Raw genomic sequence first — 21,524 nt, forward strand, 5'->3', positions numbered from 1 at the left:
ATCGCAGGCAAGCCAGCTCCCACATTTGACTGTGTTCGCAAATCAACCTGTGGGAGCGGGCTTGCCCGCGATGAGGCCCGCCCAGCGTGCCTCAAACCCCTTTTGGCAACTCAATCACAAACCGCGTCCACCCCGGCTGTGACTCACAGAAAATCCTCCCCCCGTGCGCCTGCACAATCGACTGGGTAATCGCCAGCCCCAGCCCTGCATGCTCACTGCTGCCTTCATGGCGTGCCGGGTCCGCGCGGTAGAACCGGTCAAACAGCTTGGGCAGCAACCCCTGGGGAATCCCGGTCCCGGTATTTTCCACGCTCAGTTTCACGCCCTGGGCGTTTTCGCTGATCCTCACCCGCACTTCACCGCCAGGCGGCGTAAAGCGCACGGCATTGTCCAGCAGGTTGGAAAACGCCCGGCGCAGCATGCTGCGGTCGCCGGCGGTCCTGGCGCGGCCGTCGCGCAGCAGGTTGACCTGGGCGTCCTCGGCCAACGGCGCGAAGAACTCCAGCAAGGCATCCACCTCGTCGGCCAGGGCCAGGGGTTCGCGCCTGGGGTTGAGCAGCCCGTGGTCGGCCTTGGCCAGGTACAGCATGTCATTGACCAGTTGGGCCATCCATTGCAGCTCTTCCAGGTTGCTGTGCAGCGCTTCGCGGTAATCCTCCAGCGGCCGGGGCTGGGTGAGGATCACCTGGGTCTGGGTCAGGAGGTTGGATAACGGTGTGCGCAGTTCGTGGGCGATATCGGCGGAGAACGCCGAAAGCCGTTGGAATGCATCGTCCAGGCGGCTGAACATGGCGTTGAAGGCCAGGGTCAGTTCCTCCAGTTCGGCGGGCATCTGTTCCTGGGGCAGGCGCTGGGTCAGGGAGTGGGCACGGATGCCGGCAGCCACTTCGGTCATCCGCCTGAGAGGGCGCAGGGCACTGCGCGCGGCCCAGGCGCCCAGGAGCGCAGTGGCCAGGGCGGACAGGCCGACCGTCAGCCAGATCAGGTGTTGCATGCTTTGCAGGAAGTGTTGGTGATGGGTGATGTCCAGTATCAGGATCAACTGCGCCGAGCCGCTCTGGGTGGGGTTCAATGGTGCGTTGTACGTCCGATAGCGGGTGCCGTCGCTTTGCAGGCTATGTAGGCCGGGCGCGGTGGGCAGGTCGGCGGGGATGCGCGGGGAGCTGTCAAACCAGCGCTGGCCGTCGGCGGCGTTGATGCGCACCGACAGGTCGGGTTGATGGCTCAGTTCGCCCACCAGCGCGGCTTGGCGTTGGGCAAACAACGCGGGGGTGTCGGCGCCTTGCAGGGCACTGCGCAGGGCCATCAGCTTGCTGTCGAGCAATTGCTGGTCCAGCTCGATGAAGTGCTTCTCGCTGGCCTGGCTGAACAACACACCCGCCAGCAGCGAGACCACGGCGGTGCAGCCGGCAAACAACAGGGCCAGGCGGCTGGCCAGGGAGAGGCGCTTGATCAACTGAACCGCTCCTCCAGCACATAGCCCATGCCGCGCACGGTGTGGATCAGCTTGTTGGGAAAGCTGTCATCGATCTTCAAGCGCAGGCGGCGAATGGCCACTTCGATGATATTGGTGTCGCTGTCGAAGTTCATATCCCAGACCTGGGAGGCAATCAGCGACTTGGGCAGCACTTCGCCCTGACGGCGCAGGAGCATTTCCAGCAGGGCGAACTCCTTGGCGGTGAGGTCGATACGTTGATTGCCGCGTTCGACACGGCGACGGATCAGGTCCAGGCGCAGGTCGGCCAGGTGCAGGCTGGTGTCCTGGGGAGTGCTGCTGCCCCGGCGCAGCAGGCTGCGCACCCGGGCCAGCAGCTCGGAGAACGCGAAGGGCTTGACCAGGTAGTCGTCGGCCCCCAGCTCCAGGCCGTGGACCCGATCCTCGACCGCATCCCGCGCGGTCAGGAACAGCACCGGGATTTCCAGGCCAGCACTGCGCACTGCCTGCAGGATCTGCCAGCCGGTGCGGCCCGGGAGCATCACATCCAGGATCAGCAGGTCATAGTCGCCCGTCAGCGCCAGGTGCTGGCCGGTGGTGCCGTCGGCCACCAGTTCGGTGTTGAAGCCGGCTTCGGCCAGGCCCTGGCGCAGGTATTGGCCGGTTTTGGGTTGGTCTTCGACGATCAGCAGTTTCATAGGCAAGCTCATGGCAGCGGGTGACGGTTGGCTTTATACCGTGTGCCTTGGAGGGCCGGGACAATCTGACAAAGTTGTAATCTAGCAGTCAGCTGGCTGGCAGCGGCACATTATTAGAGTGTCCCACAAGCGGATCCCGTACCTTTGGAGAATGAACATGTTATTGCGTAAAACCTGGTGGTGGGTGGGTTGCCTGATGGCGCTGAGCGCCCCGGCGCTGGCCGACGGCGCGCACACTTTTGCCTTTGGCGAAGCTGCGCCGGCGAGCAAGGCCACGCGTACTGTAGAAGTGCTGCTGCAGGATATTTCCTTTGCCCCTACATCGCTGGATGTAAAAGCCGGTGAGACGGTGCGCTTTGTACTGGTCAACAAGGGCCAGTTGCTGCATGAATTCAACCTGGGTGACGCGGCCATGCATGCCGATCACCAGAAGGAAATGCTCAAGATGCAGGCCAGTGGCATGTTGACCACCACCGGCATGGGCCAGATGGATCACGCGGCGATGGGCCATGGTGACATGGGCGGCATGAAACATGACGATCCCAACAGCATGCTGGTGGAGCCGGGCAAGACCGCCGAATTGACCTGGACCTTCAGTAAGACCGGAGCCCTGGAGTTCGCTTGCAACCTCCCCGGGCATTACCAGGCGGGGATGGTTGGCAAGCTGAACGTCAACCCGTAAACCTCAGGCTCAAAGGCGGGAGCAAAGGCTGGTAGACTGGCGGGGTTTATTTAGCCAGGTTTCCGCCATGCATCCCGCAGCCGAACATTCGCCGCTGGGCAAGTCCAGTGAATACATATCCACCTACACCCCTTCATTGCTGTTTCCCATCCCTCGCGCCGCCAAATGGGCCGAACTGGGCCTGAGCGCCGAGACGCTGCCTTACAAGGGCGTGGATTTCTGGAACTGCTTTGAACTGTCCTGGCTGCTGCCGTCCGGCAAGCCGGTGGTGGCCATCGGTGAGTTCAGCATCCCGGCCGACTCGCCGAACATCATCGAGTCGAAATCCTTCAAGCTCTACCTCAATTCGTTGAACCAGACGCCGTTTGCCGATGGGCCAAGCCTTGAGGCCACCTTGCGTGCCGACTTGAGCGCAGCGGCCGGCAAGCCAGTGGGCGTGCGTATCCGCAGCCTGGCCGAGGTGGAAGGTGAAGGTGTGGTCAGCCTGCCGGGCGTGTGCATTGATGACCTGCAGATCAGTGTCAGCAACTACGAGCACCCGCGCCCGGAACTGCTGCGCTGCGATGATTCCCGCGTGGTGGAAGAGAGCGTGCACAGCCATCTGCTCAAATCCAACTGCCCGGTGACCAGCCAGCCGGATTGGGGCAGCGTGGCGGTAGAGTACCGCGGCGCGGCCCTGGATCATGCGAGCCTGTTGGCCTACCTGGTGAGCTTTCGTCAGCACTCGGACTTTCATGAACAGTGTGTGGAGCGGATCTTTCTCGACCTGCAGCGGTTGCTCAAGCCTGAGAAGTTGACGGTTTATGCGCGGTATGTGCGACGGGGTGGGTTGGATATCAACCCGTATCGCAGCACTGAGGCTGTGCAGTTCCAGAACCTGCGCCTGGCTCGCCAGTAGCCTTCATACGATACAAATATGGGAGCGGGCTTGCTCGCGATAGCGGAGTTTCAGTCAATATCTTCGGTGACTGACACTGCGCTATCGCGAGCAAGCCCGCTCCCACATTGGGTTTTGTGCCTGGCTTGGGTTGGGATTAGATCCCGATATTGCCCAGGGTCACTACAATATTGCGCAATGTCCCGGCTATGCCCGGATGCTCCAGCTCGAAGCGTTCTACAGCCATGTTTACACCGTCGGCAAGGCTGGGGTTCTGAGTGGCAGGCTCCAGTTCCAGTTGCACTTCAAACTTGGCAATCAACGCTTCCAGCGCTTCGCGTTTTTCCAGCGACAGAGGCGGGTCCTGGTTCAATTGCTCGCGCAGGATGGAAACCTGTTCTTGCAGTTTTTCGCGGGCAGGCATGGCGTTCTTCCTTTTATCGATAGGCACTGGCATAGACCACGGCACGCCGAGAAAGGTCTACGGGATGACCTGTAGATTAATCCACTGGCAGCGACTGTGCATGATCTTGATCAGGGCTTTTCGCCTTTGAGCCGGCGCAGGCGGATGTCCGCCAGGCAGGTGCCCAGTTCGCCCAGGTGATCGATCACCGAATGTACGCCAAGCCCATATAGCGCGACGGTGGCCTTGGCACGCTTGTGTTCGCGCGCTTGTTCGCTCAGCGCTTGCCATTGGGCAGGGGAGAGCCCGCACAGTGAGCCACAGGACGCCAGACCAATCGTCCAGAGCCCGGCGTTGAGCCCGGATTGCAGCAATCGGGGTTCACCACTGACCAGCACACAGCCATCCAGGCGCTGGATATTCAGGTCCATCAAGGCTTGCCAGCAGGCATGGGGGGCGGGCCAGGGCCGGGTGGCCGGGCGGGTGCCTTGAACCCACTCCGGCAGGGCGGCGGCCAGCGGTATGGTGACGCGGGTGGGCAATTCATCCAGCCAGGCGCTGGGGATGCCTTGATCGTTGAGCCATTGCAGGATTTGCAGGGCGCCGGGGGTGGCCAGGGTTTCGCCTGCGGGGACGGTGCTGGCGTGGGCCATGGAACCAAAGTCCACCAGGCAACCACTGAGGCCAAAGAGTACGGCGGTCAAGGGCGGGGCGTTATCTGCAACAATCTGAGGATGGGGCATGGGACGTCCCTGAAAATAGCTGTGACGCTATCGGACGGCCATGACAAGCAGATGACATCGGGTTGTGATTGTAGGAATTTTGTGCATTTTTTGAATGACAATTCCATCAAGCTGCCTAATCCTACACTTCCGTCATATAATACGGCCTTATTCAGGGCATAGCGCCCATGACAGACCATTCAAGGAGTTCAAGCTATGCGCTGGAGCCAGTGTCTTGCTCAACTATCCATGTGTGCCAGTGTCTTGCTGGTGCCTTTCGTTGCCCAGGCGGCGGAAGAAGACCCATGGGAAAGCATCAACCGCCCGATCTTCACCTTCAACGACACCGTTGATACCTACGCACTCAAGCCATTGGCCCAGGGCTACCAGTTCATCACCCCGCAATTTGTCGAAGACGGTATCCACAACTTCTTCCGCAACATCGGTGATGTGGGCAACCTGGCCAACAACGTGCTGCAACTCAAGCCCCACCAGGCCGGTGTCGATACTGCGCGCTTACTGGTCAATACCACGTTTGGCGTGCTCGGCTTTATCGACGTCGGCACCAAAATGGGGCTGCAACGCAGTGATGAAGACTTCGGCCAGACCCTCGGCTACTGGGGCGTGGGCAGCGGTCCTTACGTGATGCTGCCACTGCTGGGCCCAAGCACCCTGCGTGATGCGCCGTCCAAGTATGTCGACAGCTACACCGAACCGTACCGCTACATGAACGACATTCCTACGCGCAACAGCGCTTTTGGTCTCGATATTGTCGATACCCGCGCCAGCCTGCTGTCGGCTGAAAAGCTGATCAACGGCGACAAGTACACCTTTATCCGCAATGCCTACCTGCAGAACCGTGAGTTCAAGGTCAAGGACGGCAATGTCGTGGATGACTTTTAAGGTTAAGCCTTGAATGAAAAAGGCGGCCTTCGGGGCCGCCTTTTTTGTGTGCATTGATTTCAGTACATCTTGAGGATTTTCAGGCCCAGGTGTTGGTCGTCGCCTTCCTTGCGGGCCCATACCACCTCAGTATCCGCCTCCAGACCTTTGAGCGCGGCGTGCTCTGAGTCGATACGCACCTTCAGTTGGTCGCCCACATTGAACGACTGCTTCGCCTGAACCTGCATTCCAGAGCTGGAGAGGTCCACGCAGACCCCGGCAATCTCTTGCCCGGCATGGATCAATGACACGTCGGCATCCACCCGCATGCGGATGAAATCGCGCTTTTCCGCATAGTCACGTTCGTTTGCGCTCATAGGTTTCATCCTTCCATTGCGTTGTGGTTTTGCCTGTTCTTATAACTCCCGGTGATTTGCGATGTAAAGACGCTCGGCGACCATCGGCATGAGCTTGAAACCCCTGGCGGATGGGAGTACCGTCTGCGCCTTAGAAGGGCACCTCTGCTTTACCTTTGTGCGTGAGCCAAGCGCTTATGTTTTGTAGGACAGAGAGGCTAGAAAGCGAATCCAGTAGTGCGAGCCGGGCCATTGCCTGACTGCCTACGCCAACCTAATTCTGGCGCCGTTTGCCCACATGCAAAAAACCAGTGCCACGCTGCTGATAATCGATGACGACGAAGTAGTGCGCGCGAGCCTCGCGGCCTATTTGGAAGACAGTGGCTTCAGCGTCCTGCAGGCCGGCAATGGTCTTCAGGGGCTCCAGGTGTTCGAGCGCGACCAGCCCGACCTGGTGATCTGCGACCTGCGCATGCCCCAGATGGGCGGCCTTGAGCTGATCCGCCAGGTGACCGAGCTTGCCCCGCAGACGCCGGTCATTGTCGTGTCTGGTGCCGGGGTGATGAACGACGCCGTGGAAGCCTTGCGCCTGGGCGCCGCCGACTACCTGATCAAGCCCCTGGAAGACCTGGCCGTCCTGGAGCACTCGGTGCGCCGAGCGCTGGATCGTGCCCGCCTGCTCCTGGAAAACCAGCGCTACCGCGAGAAGCTCGAAACCGCCAACCGGGAGCTCGAAGCCAGCCTCAACCTGCTCCAGGAAGACCAGAACGCCGGTCGCCAGGTGCAGATGAACATGCTGCCGGTCAGCCCCTGGAGCATCGACGAGTTCCAGTTTGCCCACCAGATCATCCCGTCGCTGTACCTGTCGGGTGATTTTGTCGATTATTTCCGCGTGGATGAGCGCCGCGTCGCGTTCTACCTGGCCGATGTCTCGGGACATGGCGCATCCTCTGCCTTCGTGACCGTGTTGTTGAAGTTCATGACCACGCGGCTGTTGTTTGAATCCAAGCGCAATGGCACCTTGCCGGAGTTCACCCCCTCGCAAGTGCTGGGCCACATCAACCGGGGCCTGATCAGCTGCAAGCTGGGCAAGCACGTAACGATGGTGGGTGGCGTGATTGATGAAGAAACCGGTCTTTTGACCTACAGCATTGGCGGTCACCTGCCATTGCCGGTTTTATACACTCCAGACAGTGTGCGTTATCTGGAAGGGCGTGGTTTGCCGGTTGGCTTGTTCAATGAAGCCACCTATGAAGACCACATTCTGGAGCTGCCGCCGGCCTTCAGCCTGACGCTGATGTCCGATGGCATCCTGGACCTTCTTCCAGAGCCTACACTCAAAGAGAAAGAAGCCGCCTTGCCCCAACGGGTCAGGTCGGCGGGCGGCAGCCTGGATGGCTTGCGGCAGGTTTTTGGATTGGCCACGCTAGGGGAGATGCCGGATGATATCGCCCTATTGGTGTTGAGCAGGAATCTTTGATGAGTACCGGAAGAATCCAATTCGCCGAGCAAGAAGGGACCTTTGTCCTGAAGTTTGTCGGTGAAGTGCGCCTGACCTTGTGTTCGGCGCTGGATGCAACGATTGAGCGGATTTTCACAGCCTTGAACTTCTCGGCGATCGTGATCGATCTGACCGAAACCCGCAGCATCGATAGCACCACCCTTGGGCTGTTGGCCAAGTTGTCCATTCTGTCTCGGCAGAAGGTCGGACTGCTGCCGACCGTTGTCACCACCCACGAAGACATCACCCGGCTCCTGCAGTCGATGGGGTTCGATCAAGTGTTCAACATTGTTGACCGCCCGATCCCCTGCCCGGAATGCCTGACCGACTTGCCTTCCCAGGACCAATCCGAGGAAGTGGTGCGGCTCAAGGTGCTGGAGGCGCACAAGATCCTGATGGGGTTGAACGAATCTAACCGCGAAGCCTTCCACGATCTGGTCAACGCCCTCGAGCGGCACTGACTTCACTGTTGGAGCAGGGTCAAAATGTGGGAGCTGGCTTGCCTGCGATAGCGCCAGCTCAACCACCGCATATTGAACGGGTACAAAAAAGGGCGGCATCCTAACGGATACCGCCCTTTTTACCGCGCCCGCTTTTTACAGCTTGGCGCTCAACAACGCCTCCAGCTTCTCCTGGTCCCGGGCAAACTGACGAATGCCTTCTGCCAGCTTCTCAGTGGCCATCGCGTCCTCGTTGGACTCCCAGCGGAACTGCGCTTCTGTCATGTGTACACGGGCCTCACCGGCCTGGCCTGGCGCCAGCTTGCGCTCCAGCTTGCCATTGTCGGCCGCCAGCTTCTCCAGCAAGTCCGGGCTGATGGTCAGGCGGTCGCAACCGGCCAGTTCCTCGATCTGGCTCAGGTTACGGAAGCTTGCGCCCATCACCACGGTCTTGTAGCCATTGGCCTTGTAGTAGTTGTAGATGCGCGTCACCGACTGCACGCCAGGATCATCGGCACCGGTGTAATCGTTGCCATTGGCCTTTTTGTACCAGTCGTAGATACGACCGACAAACGGTGAAATCAGGAACACCCCGGCTTCCGCACAGGCCACGGCTTGGGCGAAGGAGAACAGCAGGGTCAGGTTGGTCTGGATGCCTTCCTTTTCCAGCTGCTCGGCGGCACGAATGCCTTCCCAAGTGGACGCGATCTTGATCAGCACGCGGTCGCGGCCAATACCTGCTTTTTCGTACAGGTCGATCAGGCGATGCGCACGCTTGAGTACCGCGTCAGTGTCGAACGACAGGCGCGCATCCACCTCGGTGGAGATACGCCCTGGCACCACTTTCAGGATCTCCTGGCCCACAGCCACCGCAAAACGGTCACTGGCCAGGCCCACATCACCGTTGCAATCCTGCACGCAGGCATCCAGCAGCTTGGCATAGCCCGGAATGGACGCAGCCTTGAGCAAAAGGGAAGGGTTAGTGGTGGCATCCTGCGGTTTGACGCGGGCGATAGCTTCAAAATCGCCGGTGTCGGCAACTACAGTGGTAAATTGCTTGAGTTGTTCCAGCTTGGAAGTCATGGGCGTGCTCTGTCCTATGGGTCTGATGACATTACCCGAGGGTTGCTAGCCGCTCAAGGGCGCAAATGCGTTCGATCGTTTGCGAGGGCAACAACCTGAAAACAGCCGTTTGAATGACCGGCCGTGCTGCTAGATAGGAGGGCAAAATCGCCATCAGGTTCCACCTGCGCCGCGATCAAAAGGTGGGCTTGCCCGCGATAGCGATGGACCCGTCGCGCAATAAATCGACTGGCCTGCTCCGTCAACGGCCCTCCAGCAACGCCCCGGCCTGATCCAGCAAAGCCAACGGATCGCTGGCCTTGTGAATATCCACCGACAACAACTGCCGAAACCTGCGCGCCCCTGGAAACCCGGTGCCCAACCCCAGCACATGCCGGGTAATGTGATGCATCGCCCCGCCCGTGGCCAGATGCTCGGCGATATACGGCCGCAGCTGCGCCAACGCTTCGGCCCGACTGATCACCGGCGCCGTACTGCCAAACAGCCGCTGATCCACGGCTGCCAGCAAATACGGATTGTGATAAGCCTCACGCCCCAGCATCACCCCATCAAACACCTGCAAATGCTCGTCGCATTGCTCCAGCGTCTTGATCCCGCCATTGAGAATAATCTCCAGCTCGGCAAAATCCCGCTTCAACTGCGCCGCCACGTCATAACGCAACGGCGGAATGTCCCGATTCTCCTTGGGCGACAACCCTTCCAGAATCGCAATCCGCGCATGCACGGTAAAACTGGTGCAACCCGCGTCCTTCACCTGCCCGACAAAATCACACAGCTGGGCATAACTGTCCCGGCCATTGATCCCGATACGGTGCTTCACCGTCACCGGAATCGACACCGCATCACGCATCGCCTTCACACAGTCCGCCACCAGAGCGGGGTGGCCCATCAGGCACGCGCCGATCATATTGTTCTGCACCCGGTCGCTGGGGCAGCCGACGTTCAGGTTTACTTCGTCGTAGCCTGCATCCTGAGCCATGCGGGCACAAGCGGCCAAATCGGCGGGAACACTGCCGCCCAGTTGCAGCGCCAGTGGGTGCTCGGCTTCGTTGTGGCGCAGAAAGCGGTCATGGTCACCGTGGAGGATGGCGCCGGTGGTGACCATTTCGGTGTAGAGCAGGGCGTGTTTGGAGAGGAGGCGTAGGAAGTATCTGCAATGACGGTCGGTCCAATCCATCATCGGCGCCACGCTAAACCGGCGTGACGGCTCTGAGCGTGAATGGTTAATGTTTGCTGGGGATTCTGCTTTTTCGGAATTCATTAATACTGATCTTTTATACAGCGGTTTTTACCCATTTCTCCTTGTTTTCTAGAGTCGGTTGCTACATTGTAGCGATCGAATTCGGCAATGTAGCAACTGGAAATGGGCACGATCACAGCACGTAAGCGCAAGGACAACTCGACAGCCTACACGGCGCAGATACGGATCAATCGGGATGGCAAGACAGTTTATCAGGAAAGCCAAACCTTCGACCGTAAGCAGGTCGCCCAGGCCTGGATCAAGCGACGGGAGACCGAGCTGGCCCAGCCAGGTGCTATTGAGCGGGCGAATCGGAAGGGGGTGACGATCAAGAAGATGATCGAGCAGTACCTGGATGAGTACGAGAAGATCCGGCCGCTGGGGAAGACCAAGAGTGCGACGTTGAGCGCGATCAAGGAAACCTGGCTAGGTGAGTTGGACGATGCAGCGCTGAACAGCCAGAAGTTGGTGGAGTATGCGCAGTGGCGGATGAGCGAGGAAGGCGGCGGTGTGCAGGCGCAGACGGTTGGTAATGATCTGTCGCACCTGGGCGCTGTACTGTCTGTGGCACGGCCAGCATGGGGCTATGAGGTCGATTCTCATGCAATGCCTGATGCTCGCAAGGTCTTACGCAAGCTTGGTATGGTCAGTAAGAGCAGGGAGCGTAATCGCCGGCCCACGCTCGATGAGCTGGACAAGCTAATGAGTCACTTTTTTGATATGCAAAAGCGCAGGCCTGACTCTCTACACATGCCGAAGATGATTGCGTTTGCTCTTTTCTCGACGCGCCGGCAGGAAGAGATCGCTCGGATACGATGGGAAGATCTCGATTGTGCTCGGCAGGCGGTATTGGTGCGGGATATGAAAAACCCAGGACAGAAGATCGGTAACGATGTGTGGTGTCATTTGCCGGATGAGGCTTGGGCGATTCTGCACACAATGCCGAAAGTTGAACGAGAGATTTTTCCGTACAATGCCAAATCGGTATCCGCATCTTTTACACGAGCGTGTCCGATACTGGGAATCGAAGACCTGCATTTTCATGACCTGCGTCATGAGGGAGTCAGTCGTTTGTTTGAGATGGACTGGGATATACCAAGAGTTTCCAATGTGTCAGGTCATCGGGACTGGAACTCATTGCGTAGGTACACGCATTTGCGTGGTAGGGGCGATCCATACTTGGGTTGGGGGATGTTTAGGCGCATTTTGAGCTCGTAGATGTTGCCGCCCTCTCAATAAGCCGTTAATCATGACTTGGAAAGGATTTATCATGAAGAAGCAGGCAGGTAAGAATAAAAAAAAGAAAAAGAAATTAATGTCTCCGGCTGTTGCTATCCCCTTTGTCGAATCTGAATTTATAGAAAATGCATCGTATAAATGTGTGCGTTTTAAGGATGAACGAGTATGTCTCGATGAGATTTTTAAAAAGTTGGATCCGACGCTTGGGTTGAAGTTGATCTATTCGGAAGCGCCTTCTACGGAAATTGGTAGTATTGATTTTTCTAACCTTACGTTGACGGTGTTTACCTTAGGGAAAAGCATAGGTGTTCAAAGGTTCGCACTGGCTTGCTTGATAGGTCATGTTGTGATGGGGCACGGCTCCTATATGAAGTCTGCGGTCTGTCATGAGCAGCGCACTGATGTTGTTTTAAAATCCCGTGTTTCTTCGGGTGGGTCTGCTGATATTGAATGGCAGGCAAGATTTTTTGCATGTTGTTTGTTAATGCCTCGGCAAGTATTTAACGGATATTTTATTCATCTTCAAGAGGCGTTGAACTTTAAAAATCGAGGACATGGACCTATCTATCTCGACAGTCAACCTTGTAATCAATTGCTTTATTCGGAAGTAGTAAATGAAATGCGAGTTTTCTTTAGTGTTCCAAAGTTTCTTGTTGAGTCTCGCATCAAATCGTTAAATTTGCTGGTTGATGCACGCAGACCGGTTCGTGTCACTGAGGCAGCAATTAATCAGCTATTTGTTTAGCTTTTTGTGGGTGGGGCTATGCGTAGGTTTTTTGGTACTGTAGAGGATAAGTTTTATATTCCCTTGTGTGAGGGGAAAGCTAGAGCTCTATCTCTCTCTTTGTCCCCGTCAGAATTGTTTGATGAGATGACTGTTGCGGAAATTGCAGGCGCTCTTCTAATTCAGCATGTTGCATCGGTTGAACGTGGTGTTAATGTAGTTATTGCAGCTGAGCGGATTTTATTTGATTTGATTGATTGGGGCGAGAGGAAGGGGGAGGAAGGTGCAAGTCTTGCGTCTGAAGCCAAAAGGCTTTTTGACGCTGGTAAATTTAAGTCTGGGCTAGATCGTCTTCGTAAAGTTGGGCTGGAATTGCTCGCGCCAGAAGAAGTGAAGGCCGAAGATTATCTCCTTGAAAATGGTACGTGGGATTATGAGTTTCGTTTAAGGCATTTTAAGAAGGTTGCTGCATTTAAGGTTGAGGTCGAAACACCGAGTGGAGGGCTTTTATGCTTAAGTTCGCCGCAGAATCTCATAGTCAAGTCTTTCTTGGCGGAAAAAGACGAGTCTATTCATATTCAAGGTTATGCAGGTACCGGGAAAACGCATCTGATTTCCTCGCTGATCGAATTTATGAGTCCTGGCACGACATTGGTGCTTGCTAAAACCCAAGTTCAACTTTATGAGCTGACTGGGCGGATCAAGAGTCGTGGTGTCGTAGCAAGAACATTCAAGATGCTTGCTTCTGAATTATTAGGATCTATTTACCCCCATCTTTCCATGGCTGCCGACGATTATCTCCAGCTCAGTGATGCTGAGGTCGCTCGGGTTTTGAGCCTTGGACCTGTTGGCGGCATCAGCCCTACAAGGGTTGCCGCGATATGCCGAAGGGCTGTAAGGCGTTATTGTGAAAGCGTGGATATTTCGTTAAATAAACGAAATTTGCCCTATGTTAAAGAGCGGCTAAGTAGTATTGATTCGGATGTTTTGGTGCAATACTCAATTAGAGTCTGGGAGGCGACAATTTCTCCCGCAATCTATGAGGTTAGATTCCCAGTTCTCGGCTACCATTTGTTGAAGTGCCTGTCGCTTTCAAGTGAGGTTGTGCCGGATATTTATACCCACGTAATTGTCGATGAGAGTCACGATCTTTCGCAGCCGATACTTCAGATTCTTGATCGCAGTCCGCAAGCAGTAATAACTTTGGGTGACGAGTATCAATGTATTACTGGCCCTGTATTTCAACGCGCTAAAAAAATTCGTCAAAGGGATGTCACTCGCTCCGTTAGAGCAGGCAAGGATATGGAAGGCATCTTGAATCCGCTGATTGATGCTCACCCAACTAAAATAAAATTGCCGTATGAGGGAGGGGGTAACGATCCGACAAATGTTGTTTTCTATGACCTGAATAAGGTGCCCGATACGCCTTCTACTATTCTCGTTGAGTCTGAGTGGGGCATGTTTGAATGGTTTCAACGACTGTCACACGCAGGTGTAAGATTTGCTATATTGCACGGGTCAAGGACGTCGTTTGAGATGTTTATGGTTGACTGCATAAACTTGTTTTATGCCGGAACCCCACCTAAACATAGAAAATTGTTTTTTTATCCGACTTGGGATGCACTGGCTCAAGGGCAGTCTGAAAATAAAGTGTTTGATAAGATTCAGGCGATGCTGGAGAGAGGCTATAATTTGGAGAGGCTTAAAATCTCTCTTCTCTCACTTGATAGTGTGTCATCTGGTGGCTATCAGTTAGGTATGGTGGAGAATGCGAGAAATGCTGAGTACGATTCGGTGATGTTGGCGCCGGATATGTTTGGTGATATTAGGCAAGGTGACGTGCTTGGGTTCGATAGAAAAGTTTGCTCCCTTTATACTGGTGGATCTCGAGCTAAGTTTGAGCTTTTGGTGCCTGGCTATATTGGTGATTGGGTTTCTAGTCAAAAATATAGCGCATTGAAGAAGTGATTCTTTTTTGCCGTTTTTGCTTTCTTCATATTTAGTTTTGCATGAAAGTGGGGCCTTAGGCCCCAGGTGGTAGTTAAGTTGTTGTGCGGTTGTTTACGCTGCTTTTCTTCCCATTAATTGATTTTGCTCGCGTGTTGCTTTTTCACGTTGGCGGTCGATATAGTCTGACAGGTCTTTTATATGAACTCCCAGTGCTGCTTTTTGGGAATCTGCGCCTAGTCGTACGACAGCTATGTCGATCTCACCATCTAAACGTTTGCGTTTGAATTTCTCAACGGTCAGATGCATGTAGTCAGCGCATACTCGATCAAGAGGGATGACTGCTTGACCTTCGTACTGCGCCATAAGTAGGAAAAGAGTATTCATGCTGCCTCCTTGGTCAATTCTCTCTCACTTCGGTAATTATTTACTTTGACCAGCGCCATCATCGGCCACGGAGAAACCGAATTTCCCACCATCAACACCTGAGTCTTGTTGCTGAACTTCCGACCGTCGTGCCCTCGATCGATCACGTAGTTGTCGGGGAAGCCCTGCGCACGGTAAAGCTCGCGAGGGGTGAGCATGCGCATGCCGATGTCCACGATCACATACGGCGTGCCCTTGATCGTCACCGTGACAAGTGCAAGGCGGTCCCGAGTGGTGATGGTCGCGGCTGGGTTGCGCAGGTCGTAGGTGTTGTCGCTGCCGTAATAGCCCATCAGGAAGGCGGCGACACGCATAGCGCCGGCCTCGACCTCTGGAGCGAGCTTGTACTCAACCAGCGCGTGATGTTCGGCGCCGGCCGTAATGGTCGGCACCAGTTCGTCCATGGCCCGGCCAACGCAGTTCCTGCGAAGTGTTGATAGGTGCGCGGTGACGACTTGCTGCTGACTGCCTGTGGTTGTGATGGCTGTCAGGGGGGTTACAGGGTGATGCCCAGGTGTCTCGTTGTACCCGCCGTTGTGCTGTGCAACATAGGCTACGGCCAGCGCAAAGTGTCCGCCCTTCACGCCGCTGCAAATTGTGCGCAGGGGATCATCACCTGGCATGTTGCGTTGGCTGCTGCCATTGGCATGTTCGGTGATGAAGGGCGCGAGCTGTGGAGTGACAAGTGCAAAGCCCTGAGCGCCAGTGATGGTTTTTGCCGGGCCTTCTACAGATTGGCAGCGTGCCAGGTCGTTGCCTGTATGGTTTACGCTGACGATGAACGGATTCTTGTGTTCGATGACGTAGCGTTTGGCACCTTTGCGCAGCCGGGCCATGGTGTTGTGTACTAGGGGGCGTTTGACGCCAGCAGCGCGGCCTTCTTCTTTGGTGAGGAAAATGCTCGGGCAGGGCAGCGACCAGTCGATACAACTGGCGGCGGTGCGATAGGGCAGTTGGCCCTTGCCCGGGTTCTTGAAGTGAGTAGGTTCTGGCCAGCGCAACGGCTGTCCGTCACGGCGGGCAATCTTAAACAGGCGTTCGCGTGTGGTCGCCGCGCCGAAGTCGCAGGCCTTGAGCTTGCCGTACATCAGGTCGTATCCCATGGACCGCAACAGGCTCACGAAGCGGCGCCAGGTTTGGCCTTTACGTTTCGGGTCGGGCACCAGGTACTGCTCTTGCACCGGCACTCGCTCGCCGGCAGCGGCGACAGTCATGTCCCGACGGATCACTCGGCCAGTAACTGGGCAGCGCTTGGCGATCAGCGGGCCCCATTGAAGGATCTGCACGACGTTTTCCATGGTGATCATGCGCGGGCTGACCTGGCCGGCCCACTTCAGGATGACCCATGACTGCGAGCGGCTGGTGGTGCTGCGTGCCTGGCCGCCAGCAGCGAGGCTGTGGTGGGTACATTCAGGGCTAGCGTGCAGATGCGCAACTGGACGGCCGCGAGTCGCCAGGCGTGGGCACACGTCGTATACGTCGGTGATGTAATGCTCGGCGCTTGGATGGTTGCGCTTGTGCATGCTAATAGCATCAGGGTTGTGGTTGATGGCGATATCAACCGGCATGCCCGTACCCATTTCTTGGCCCATGGTGGCGCCGCCGCCACCGGCGAAGAGGTCCACGCGGATCTCGCCCGCGAAGTCGAGGCCGAACTGGGTTTTGACGGCGGATGTAATTGGGTGTGCATTGAAGTCGGTCATGCATCACCCCCGGATAGCTTGGCTTGGTCTTGTTGATACGCTTCAATGAGCGCGTCACGAACGTGTTTGTATCCCTCGGTATCGCTATCTTCGTGCCAGAAGGTGATCCAGCTGGTTTCGATTGAGCACAAGAGGTCACCTCTCTGATCAAGCCACTCAATCAGTTGGCTGTCAGTGGGGAAGACAAGGCGACTTGCGGCCTTAGCAACTGAGAATGTCCGACTTTCAAGCCAAGCGGCCACATCTTGGCGGCGGTAACGGACCCGTGAGCCTGTTTTGACGTAGGGACGTGAGTTGCTTCGAGAGCTTCGCCATGCGGCTAGTGTTCTGCTGGACAGCCCTAGGGCAGTTGCGACTTGGTCGGTTGTGAGTAGGTCGTCGACAGGAAGATAAGTAGCCCCTCCTTCTCGTAGATAGTTTGCCTGCCCCGAGACAGGCGTATACCCCGCAACAGGCTGCGCGAGCGGGCGTTCCTGAGCGTTTAGCGTTGCATCAGCGAGCGCTGCCCCGCGCAGCTTTTCGTGGGGTATAAGTGCATCGGCAGTGGCGCTGGAAGGAGCAATAATGCCTGCTGCTGTGCAGCAGAGACTGTTTTTTACCAGCGTGTCGACACCATCGGCAGCGCGGAGCAAAGCGGACAGGGTTCCGGTGTTGTTCTGGATATTCTTCATGCCGCTTTCCTCCGGTGTTCGATAGCGAGTTGGTCCATCAGGCGCTGGTGGTACGTGAGTCGGGCTTCTGTGGCAGGCCATGGGCGAATGGCTTCAACCATGGGCTCTATGCCGACCAAACAATCCCAGATAGCCGGATCGGTTGGCATGAGGTCGCGGCGCTCGGTCGCCAGCGCAATCATGTCGGCCTGGTGGATGCAGTCCGGGAGGTCGAGGGCCAGGTCGAAGCGTTCGCAAACGCGCTCCCAGATGACATCCTCGAAGTGCCGGTAGGCAGAAAGCCACTGCTTTAGCGGTCGGGTCATGTCGCCCAGGTATGCCTCAGGGGCGTCGTGGAGCAAGGCAGCGAGCTTGTGTTCTTCCGGCACCAGCTCGGCGACGATGCAACTGTGCTGGGCCACGCTGTAGAACTCGCGGGTGTGGCCGTTGAAACGACACAGGTGGGCCAGCGCGTGCGAGATGTCCCGTGGATCGATCATGTCGGCGTCGGGCTCGAACAGATCAAAGCGTTTGCCGGTGGAGGTCAGGATCCAGTTCATGCGGCCTCCTTCACGAGATCGGCCAACAGCAGGGCGTTGTCGGTCGCCTTGTGCAATTGGCGCAGAGCGTCATGGCCGATCAGGGCTTTCAACTGCCTGTCGAACTCTTTGCTGTGACGAGTCAGTGTGTGCAGATCCTTGAGGGCTTTTGCATGCTGCTGTTGCAAGGTGCCGGCAGCCTCGGGTGTCAGGCGTAGCATGGGGAGGACGCGGCTCATGCTGCTTTCTCCTGTGCAATGGGCTCCAGCAGTGCGGCCATGGACAGGGCTTTATCGCGCAGGGCAAGGGCCTGGACGGCGTGGTTTTTCGAGTTCACAGCGCGGAATGTATCTGAGGCTAGCTGGAGTTTTTCAGCAATGGCTATGAGCTGAACACGGTCGGTCGCCCCTAGCTTGGTTGCTTCCAGGGCTCGGGTGTAATGCCCGTATAGCGACTTGTGGTGAGTCCTGGCTTGTTCGAGTAGAAGGTTCACGTTGCGGATTTCTTCCGAATTGTCGGCACGCTGAATGTTCTTCCCTTCCTCGATACCTTCAACACGACCATCGTCGCCGTTGAGTCCTGGTTGGGCACGCGACGCGAAATGATGAGCTGTAGCTATACGACTAACCTTGATCGATTGTAGTCTCTGCTATGCTTCCGGCAATGGCTATTAGCTATAGATGCGTTATGCATTTTTGACTTCATAAAGCTCGGGTGTCCACTGGAATGCAGATGGGGGTACTTCGTTCTCCTACCCTTAACCGGCTAAAACGTGTCTTCAATTTCAAAGGTTGATCATGCATACCCTGTCCATAAGAGAGTTACATGCATTGCGCCTAGCAATTTTTGAAAATGCTGAGGCGTTACATCAGGAAGCTGATGTTCTTCTAAAAAATCTTATGTACAGCCGGGCGTACCTTCTCGCTCACTTTTGCGTGGAAGAGCTAGGTAAGATTCCAATCGTGGTAGGTGTTATTGGAAAGCTTACTAGTGGAGATACTGTTGATTGGAAAAAGGTTAAAAAGCGTTTTACAAGCCATGAGGCAAAGATAGCGTCACAGAATGGACACTTTTACACCTTCGGACTAGATAATGACATTGTTGCCGATACAGACTTACAATGGCTTTTAAATGCTAATAAAGCTGTTCCGGAATCTTACAGTAAGAAAAAATTGTCTACATATACAGACGTAAAAGATGGGTCGATTTTAAGGCCCGATGAAGCAGTCAGTGAGGGCGACGCATCGAGGCTTTTTAATTTTGCGTTTGAGTGCCTACGTGCGCATTGGCGATCTGAGAGGCTTACTAATCCCATCGTATATGAGACTCTTGATGAGGGGAAACATTGAAGTTATACCCTGCGGTCAGATCATGTGCTGCAATGTTCGATGGGGCTAGATTTGCTCATTTTTTGGGAGAAAGCCATCGTCGCCACGGTTAGGAGCTAGCGGTCGCATCCGCTCCCCCTCAAGCCGTCGCACTCTTCCAGAGTGATGCAAACATGATTAACCTCGAATTTTCCGCCAATTTACACCCACCGTTAAATTGGATTATGTAAAGCGGTGGCATCAACGCCCCTCTGATCACGCTATCGTCATGACGGAAAAATAGAATATACTGTATCAGTTACATTGGCGTGGTAAAGCTATATTTGATGAGTGCGTCGACTATTACAATCTTAGCAATCAAGTCGCATGCTTGGAATTTAAGGGTGAGATAAATGGCTCCTTCGGAATCAAAATTTAAGTCTAGTGAAGTTATCTCGGCCTGGAAGTATATATGTCAACTTCGAGTTCAGCTGCAGAAAAATAAAGCGAGCTTGGTGTTGGGGGCTGGAATTAGTTGGGATCTGAAGTTGCCGCTGTGGGGGAGCCTTATAGATAAAATAAAGAAGGCCATCCAGGAAAAGGCACCTGAATCCATGCTGGTCTCAGATGCGCCAGGAAAGGCAGCGTTAGTGCTATTCGAGATGTTCTATTCTTATAGAAAGGCCGAAGTGGTAAGAAGTAAGCTGTATGCGGATTCTAATCTGGTTGAAAAGAAGATTTTATCCGATTGGAGAGAGTTGATCCATGAGGCGTTATATAGTGATACTAGGGATGTGGGTCGCCGTACAACAATTGATAATCATCCATATTTTGCAGAGATGATAGCATTCATCAAGCAGTCTGAGTTGACTGTTAATTATAACTTTGATGATTACATAGAATATGGGTTGTCGCGTTCGGATTTAAATCCGACAAAGCATGAGCGCCCTTATCAAACTGTCTGGTCTCACCATGCCCAGTTTACAAAAGATAAGTGTGTGATTTATCATCCAAATGGTTTTTTGCCATTTGATAAGAAGAAATTTCAAAGCGAGAATCTTGTATTTTCTGATGGTGCCTTTGCGGATCAACTTCTAGATGGAATTGGTGGTGGGCTTTCAACGCTGCTGCATGTCTTGACCAAGAAAACAAGTATACTTTTAGGGCATTCGCTTACTGATTCAACATTGTTGCACTTGCTACGTAAAGCGACCACCATAAGTCCAGGAAACTATAATTATTTTATTAGGTTTATGCGCGATGATGAAGAGCTGGACTCTCAATCTAGGTCGGCTATTTTTGAAGCAAACTTCAATAATTATAATTTAATAACGCTGTTTTTTAAGAGCGCTGAAATTAAAGAGTTTTTAAACGCAATAACTCTCTCTGATGAAGAGTTTCTGCTTGAGTCTGATATTCTCGGTGTTCCGACAAAATATTGCTACTATATGGTGGGCTCAATAGGTATTGGGAAATCTACGGTTTTGAGTCAGTTTGGTAATCTAATAACACTTGATGAGTGGTTTGATGAGCGGCCGACTGAAATGGCAAACTCTCCTGAGGAGTTAACAACAGATAAGACAATCACAATTGATTCTTGGGCTAATCAACAGTTTGGGAAGAAAAATAATTATCTGGCTGGTAAAAGTGTAGGTCTATTTATTATCGATAGGTCCCCTTTGGATCCACTGACATTTGTGGTTGACGTACCTATAGAAGAAAGAGCCCGTTCGATGTTGACTCAAGGAATCAGGCCTGGAAGATCGTCAAAGACCATTGAACGCGGAGAGATCATACATATGGTTGGAGAACCGTCCGAAATCTGGTCTAGATTGATCACTAAGAGAAAGGAAGCTAACTGGCCATTGGAAAAGATAGAGCAGTTGCAAAATAAAAGTCTTAAGTTATATGAGCCGTTGAAGCCAAATATTGTGCGTTCTACCAGCAGAAAGGAGGTGGACGTGATACGTGATGTTGCGAGAATTATTTTCTCACCAGTGTACTCCCCGGTCGATCTAGACGCTGTGATGAGGGAGATTGCTAATGTCTAGAAAATTTAGTATTTATCTTGCTGCCCCACTATTCAATAGAATGGAGCTGGATTATAACGCTTCGTTAAGTGAAGAGTTATCTCCTTTTTTTGATGTGTTCTTACCTCAGAAAGATGGTTTGTTGTTAAGGGATATTGTAAGTGCTGGCATTGACGAAGATGTCGCATCAAGAATGGTTTTTGATGCGGATGTTCAGGCAATGGCTGAAGCTGATATTATATTGGCTGTACTTCATGGCGCTCATATCGATGAGGGTGTTGCTTTTGAATTGGGTTATTGTTTTGCGCATGGCAAGCGTTGTATTGCTTTGCAAGAAGATATTAGGCAGGCATTGCCTACTGGAAACAATCCTATGATTAGCCAGAGTTGTGAAAGGATATTTAGGAGTAGGCAAGGGCTTGTTGATTGGCTTAAAAGTAACTTCCATTTTGTCCGCTCATGCGCTAGAGAATCTGATCTCAAGTAATTTCAGGCGGCGCTGGATTACTGCAATAACAAGCGAAGACAAGATCTTGGGTAAGCCTAAGGATGGTCTGAAGTAGCCATGTATTTCCCCGGCATACCACCTAGCGCAACTTTTAAACTCGCCAAATGATCAAAAAACAATCAATTCGACGAG

General features: G+C 54.3%; 24 protein-coding genes. 11 read left to right on the forward strand and 13 right to left on the reverse strand.

Annotated elements, in window-relative coordinates; all coding sequences use genetic code 11:
* Positions 1 to 91: 91 nt before the first annotated feature.
* Positions 92 to 1,456: a heavy metal sensor histidine kinase gene (locus AO268_RS30805; RefSeq protein ID WP_099170782.1), complete on the reverse strand. Its 1,365-nt coding sequence runs from the start codon at positions 1,454 to 1,456 to the stop codon at positions 92 to 94.
* Positions 1,453 to 2,133, reverse strand: coding sequence for a heavy metal response regulator transcription factor (locus AO268_RS30810; RefSeq protein WP_099170783.1), 681 nt, complete (start codon positions 2,131 to 2,133; stop codon positions 1,453 to 1,455). Before AO268_RS30810 ends, AO268_RS30805 begins: the two co-directional genes overlap by 4 nt.
* A gap of 157 nt (positions 2,134 to 2,290) precedes the next feature.
* On the opposite strand from AO268_RS30810, the gene copI reads away from it, so the two are divergent.
* On the forward strand, positions 2,291 to 2,815 hold the full coding sequence (gene copI, locus AO268_RS30815; protein ID WP_076961286.1) for a copper-resistant cuproprotein CopI: 525 nt from the start codon (positions 2,291 to 2,293) through the stop codon (positions 2,813 to 2,815).
* A gap of 67 nt (positions 2,816 to 2,882) precedes the next feature.
* Positions 2,883 to 3,713, forward strand: coding sequence for an NADPH-dependent 7-cyano-7-deazaguanine reductase QueF (gene queF / locus AO268_RS30820; RefSeq protein WP_076961287.1), 831 nt, complete (start codon positions 2,883 to 2,885; stop codon positions 3,711 to 3,713).
* Between the two features lie 136 nt (positions 3,714 to 3,849).
* On the opposite strand, the gene AO268_RS30825 is transcribed toward queF, so the two are convergent.
* Together AO268_RS30825 and AO268_RS30830 are read right to left on the reverse strand one after the other, a co-directional pair.
* Positions 3,850 to 4,116, reverse strand: coding sequence for a DUF4404 family protein (locus AO268_RS30825; RefSeq protein WP_099170784.1), 267 nt, complete (start codon positions 4,114 to 4,116; stop codon positions 3,850 to 3,852).
* Positions 4,117 to 4,226: 110 nt separating this feature from the next.
* Positions 4,227 to 4,838, reverse strand: coding sequence for a phosphatase (locus AO268_RS30830; protein WP_099170785.1), 612 nt, complete (start codon positions 4,836 to 4,838; stop codon positions 4,227 to 4,229).
* A 195-nt stretch (positions 4,839 to 5,033) separates the two neighbouring features.
* On the opposite strand from AO268_RS30830, the gene AO268_RS30835 reads away from it, so the two are divergent.
* On the forward strand, positions 5,034 to 5,720 hold the full coding sequence (locus AO268_RS30835; RefSeq protein WP_076961290.1) for an MlaA family lipoprotein: 687 nt from the start codon (positions 5,034 to 5,036) through the stop codon (positions 5,718 to 5,720).
* A gap of 59 nt (positions 5,721 to 5,779) precedes the next feature.
* Here AO268_RS30835 and AO268_RS30840 read toward each other — a convergent pair whose 3' ends face one another.
* Positions 5,780 to 6,076, reverse strand: coding sequence for a PilZ domain-containing protein (locus tag AO268_RS30840; protein WP_076961291.1), 297 nt, complete (start codon positions 6,074 to 6,076; stop codon positions 5,780 to 5,782).
* 277 nt (positions 6,077 to 6,353) lie between these two features.
* On the opposite strand from AO268_RS30840, the gene rssB reads away from it, so the two are divergent.
* Together rssB and rssC are read left to right on the forward strand one after the other, a co-directional pair.
* Positions 6,354 to 7,535 carry a two-component system response regulator RssB gene (gene rssB, locus AO268_RS30845; RefSeq protein WP_032863287.1) on the forward strand — a complete coding sequence of 394 codons (1,182 nt, stop codon included), beginning with the start codon at positions 6,354 to 6,356 and terminating at the stop codon, positions 7,533 to 7,535.
* Positions 7,535 to 8,017, forward strand: a complete 483-nt coding sequence (gene rssC / locus AO268_RS30850; protein ID WP_032863286.1) for an anti-sigma factor antagonist RssC — start codon at positions 7,535 to 7,537, stop codon at positions 8,015 to 8,017. The genes rssB and rssC overlap by 1 nt, the downstream gene beginning before the upstream one ends.
* A gap of 135 nt (positions 8,018 to 8,152) precedes the next feature.
* Here the strand turns inward: rssC and tal are convergent, their stop codons facing one another.
* The gene (tal, locus tag AO268_RS30855) at positions 8,153 to 9,079 is read right to left on the reverse strand and encodes a transaldolase (protein WP_076961292.1); all 927 of its coding nucleotides are present in this window, start codon (positions 9,077 to 9,079) and stop codon (positions 8,153 to 8,155) included.
* A 241-nt stretch (positions 9,080 to 9,320) separates the two neighbouring features.
* Positions 9,321 to 10,340 carry a tRNA dihydrouridine(20/20a) synthase DusA gene (gene dusA / locus AO268_RS30860; protein WP_099170786.1) on the reverse strand — a complete coding sequence of 340 codons (1,020 nt, stop codon included), beginning with the start codon at positions 10,338 to 10,340 and terminating at the stop codon, positions 9,321 to 9,323.
* A 102-nt stretch (positions 10,341 to 10,442) separates the two neighbouring features.
* On the opposite strand from dusA, the gene AO268_RS30865 reads away from it, so the two are divergent.
* The 3 genes from AO268_RS30865 to AO268_RS30870 are packed head-to-tail and all read left to right on the forward strand — an operon-like array spanning position 10,443 to position 14,250.
* Positions 10,443 to 11,537, forward strand: a complete 1,095-nt coding sequence (locus tag AO268_RS30865; protein WP_099170787.1) for a site-specific integrase — start codon at positions 10,443 to 10,445, stop codon at positions 11,535 to 11,537.
* A 52-nt stretch (positions 11,538 to 11,589) separates the two neighbouring features.
* Positions 11,590 to 12,303: an ImmA/IrrE family metallo-endopeptidase gene (locus tag AO268_RS32560; protein ID WP_176561426.1), complete on the forward strand. Its 714-nt coding sequence runs from the start codon at positions 11,590 to 11,592 to the stop codon at positions 12,301 to 12,303.
* Between the two features lie 18 nt (positions 12,304 to 12,321).
* Positions 12,322 to 14,250 (forward strand): AAA family ATPase, encoded by a 1,929-nt coding sequence (locus AO268_RS30870; protein WP_099170788.1) that lies wholly within the window; start codon positions 12,322 to 12,324, stop codon positions 14,248 to 14,250.
* A gap of 93 nt (positions 14,251 to 14,343) precedes the next feature.
* On the opposite strand, the gene AO268_RS30875 is transcribed toward AO268_RS30870, so the two are convergent.
* The 6 genes from AO268_RS30875 to AO268_RS30900 are packed head-to-tail and all read right to left on the reverse strand — an operon-like array spanning position 14,344 to position 18,040.
* On the reverse strand, positions 14,344 to 14,616 hold the full coding sequence (locus AO268_RS30875; RefSeq protein WP_090407693.1) for a pyocin activator PrtN family protein: 273 nt from the start codon (positions 14,614 to 14,616) through the stop codon (positions 14,344 to 14,346).
* Positions 14,613 to 16,358, reverse strand: coding sequence for a DNA cytosine methyltransferase (locus AO268_RS30880; protein ID WP_099170789.1), 1,746 nt, complete (start codon positions 16,356 to 16,358; stop codon positions 14,613 to 14,615). Before AO268_RS30880 ends, AO268_RS30875 begins: the two co-directional genes overlap by 4 nt.
* The gene (locus AO268_RS32865) at positions 16,355 to 17,029 is read right to left on the reverse strand and encodes a helix-turn-helix domain-containing protein (protein WP_257154489.1); all 675 of its coding nucleotides are present in this window, start codon (positions 17,027 to 17,029) and stop codon (positions 16,355 to 16,357) included. Before AO268_RS32865 ends, AO268_RS30880 begins: the two co-directional genes overlap by 4 nt.
* A complete protein-coding gene (locus AO268_RS30890; protein ID WP_099170790.1) occupies positions 17,026 to 17,568 on the reverse strand; it encodes a phosphohydrolase in 543 nt (180 codons plus the stop codon). The genes AO268_RS32865 and AO268_RS30890 overlap by 4 nt, the downstream gene beginning before the upstream one ends.
* Positions 17,565 to 17,786 carry a hypothetical protein gene (locus AO268_RS30895; protein ID WP_099170791.1) on the reverse strand — a complete coding sequence of 74 codons (222 nt, stop codon included), beginning with the start codon at positions 17,784 to 17,786 and terminating at the stop codon, positions 17,565 to 17,567. The genes AO268_RS30890 and AO268_RS30895 overlap by 4 nt, the downstream gene beginning before the upstream one ends.
* Positions 17,783 to 18,040 carry a hypothetical protein gene (locus AO268_RS30900; RefSeq protein ID WP_099170792.1) on the reverse strand — a complete coding sequence of 86 codons (258 nt, stop codon included), beginning with the start codon at positions 18,038 to 18,040 and terminating at the stop codon, positions 17,783 to 17,785. The genes AO268_RS30895 and AO268_RS30900 overlap by 4 nt, the downstream gene beginning before the upstream one ends.
* Before the next feature lie 304 nt (positions 18,041 to 18,344).
* Between AO268_RS30900 and AO268_RS30905 the strand changes: the two genes are divergently transcribed.
* The 3 genes from AO268_RS30905 (at position 18,345) to AO268_RS30915 (ending at position 21,371) form a co-directional block, all read left to right on the forward strand.
* Entirely contained in the window at positions 18,345 to 18,896 is a 552-nt protein-coding gene (locus tag AO268_RS30905; RefSeq protein ID WP_099170793.1) for an AbiV family abortive infection protein, read from the forward strand.
* A gap of 371 nt (positions 18,897 to 19,267) precedes the next feature.
* On the forward strand, positions 19,268 to 20,905 hold the full coding sequence (locus AO268_RS30910) for an SIR2 family protein (RefSeq protein ID WP_099170794.1): 1,638 nt from the start codon (positions 19,268 to 19,270) through the stop codon (positions 20,903 to 20,905).
* Positions 20,898 to 21,371 carry a nucleoside 2-deoxyribosyltransferase gene (locus AO268_RS30915; protein ID WP_099170795.1) on the forward strand — a complete coding sequence of 158 codons (474 nt, stop codon included), beginning with the start codon at positions 20,898 to 20,900 and terminating at the stop codon, positions 21,369 to 21,371. The genes AO268_RS30910 and AO268_RS30915 overlap by 8 nt, the downstream gene beginning before the upstream one ends.
* Positions 21,372 to 21,524: the final 153 nt, after the last annotated feature.

The sequence above is a fragment of the Pseudomonas sp. ICMP 8385 genome, from assembly GCF_002699915.1.
GTDB classification, from domain to species: Bacteria; Pseudomonadota; Gammaproteobacteria; order Pseudomonadales; family Pseudomonadaceae; genus Aquipseudomonas; species Aquipseudomonas gessardii.

Excerpts from the sequence above, each read along its gene's own strand:
- AO268_RS30810 (WP_099170783.1), bottom strand. The coding sequence starts at position 2,133 with ATGAAACTGCTGATCGTCGAAGACCAACCCAAAACCGGCCAATACCTG.
- copI (WP_076961286.1), top strand. The coding sequence starts at position 2,291 with ATGTTATTGCGTAAAACCTGGTGGTGGGTGGGTTGCCTGATGGCGCTG.
- queF (WP_076961287.1), top strand. The coding sequence starts at position 2,883 with ATGCATCCCGCAGCCGAACATTCGCCGCTGGGCAAGTCCAGTGAATAC.
- AO268_RS30825 (WP_099170784.1), bottom strand. The coding sequence starts at position 4,116 with ATGCCTGCCCGCGAAAAACTGCAAGAACAGGTTTCCATCCTGCGCGAG.
- AO268_RS30830 (WP_099170785.1), bottom strand. The coding sequence starts at position 4,838 with ATGCCCCATCCTCAGATTGTTGCAGATAACGCCCCGCCCTTGACCGCC.
- AO268_RS30835 (WP_076961290.1), top strand. The coding sequence starts at position 5,034 with ATGCGCTGGAGCCAGTGTCTTGCTCAACTATCCATGTGTGCCAGTGTC.
- AO268_RS30840 (WP_076961291.1), bottom strand. The coding sequence starts at position 6,076 with ATGAGCGCAAACGAACGTGACTATGCGGAAAAGCGCGATTTCATCCGC.
- rssB (WP_032863287.1), top strand. The coding sequence starts at position 6,354 with ATGCAAAAAACCAGTGCCACGCTGCTGATAATCGATGACGACGAAGTA.
- rssC (WP_032863286.1), top strand. The coding sequence starts at position 7,535 with ATGAGTACCGGAAGAATCCAATTCGCCGAGCAAGAAGGGACCTTTGTC.
- tal (WP_076961292.1), bottom strand. The coding sequence starts at position 9,079 with ATGACTTCCAAGCTGGAACAACTCAAGCAATTTACCACTGTAGTTGCC.
- dusA (WP_099170786.1), bottom strand. The coding sequence starts at position 10,340 with ATGAATTCCGAAAAAGCAGAATCCCCAGCAAACATTAACCATTCACGC.
- AO268_RS30865 (WP_099170787.1), top strand. The coding sequence starts at position 10,443 with ATGGGCACGATCACAGCACGTAAGCGCAAGGACAACTCGACAGCCTAC.
- AO268_RS32560 (WP_176561426.1), top strand. The coding sequence starts at position 11,590 with ATGAAGAAGCAGGCAGGTAAGAATAAAAAAAAGAAAAAGAAATTAATG.
- AO268_RS30870 (WP_099170788.1), top strand. The coding sequence starts at position 12,322 with ATGCGTAGGTTTTTTGGTACTGTAGAGGATAAGTTTTATATTCCCTTG.
- AO268_RS30875 (WP_090407693.1), bottom strand. The coding sequence starts at position 14,616 with ATGAATACTCTTTTCCTACTTATGGCGCAGTACGAAGGTCAAGCAGTC.
- AO268_RS30880 (WP_099170789.1), bottom strand. The coding sequence starts at position 16,358 with ATGACCGACTTCAATGCACACCCAATTACATCCGCCGTCAAAACCCAG.
- AO268_RS32865 (WP_257154489.1), bottom strand. The coding sequence starts at position 17,029 with ATGAAGAATATCCAGAACAACACCGGAACCCTGTCCGCTTTGCTCCGC.
- AO268_RS30890 (WP_099170790.1), bottom strand. The coding sequence starts at position 17,568 with ATGAACTGGATCCTGACCTCCACCGGCAAACGCTTTGATCTGTTCGAG.
- AO268_RS30895 (WP_099170791.1), bottom strand. The coding sequence starts at position 17,786 with ATGAGCCGCGTCCTCCCCATGCTACGCCTGACACCCGAGGCTGCCGGC.
- AO268_RS30905 (WP_099170793.1), top strand. The coding sequence starts at position 18,345 with ATGCATACCCTGTCCATAAGAGAGTTACATGCATTGCGCCTAGCAATT.
- AO268_RS30910 (WP_099170794.1), top strand. The coding sequence starts at position 19,268 with ATGGCTCCTTCGGAATCAAAATTTAAGTCTAGTGAAGTTATCTCGGCC.
- AO268_RS30915 (WP_099170795.1), top strand. The coding sequence starts at position 20,898 with ATGTCTAGAAAATTTAGTATTTATCTTGCTGCCCCACTATTCAATAGA.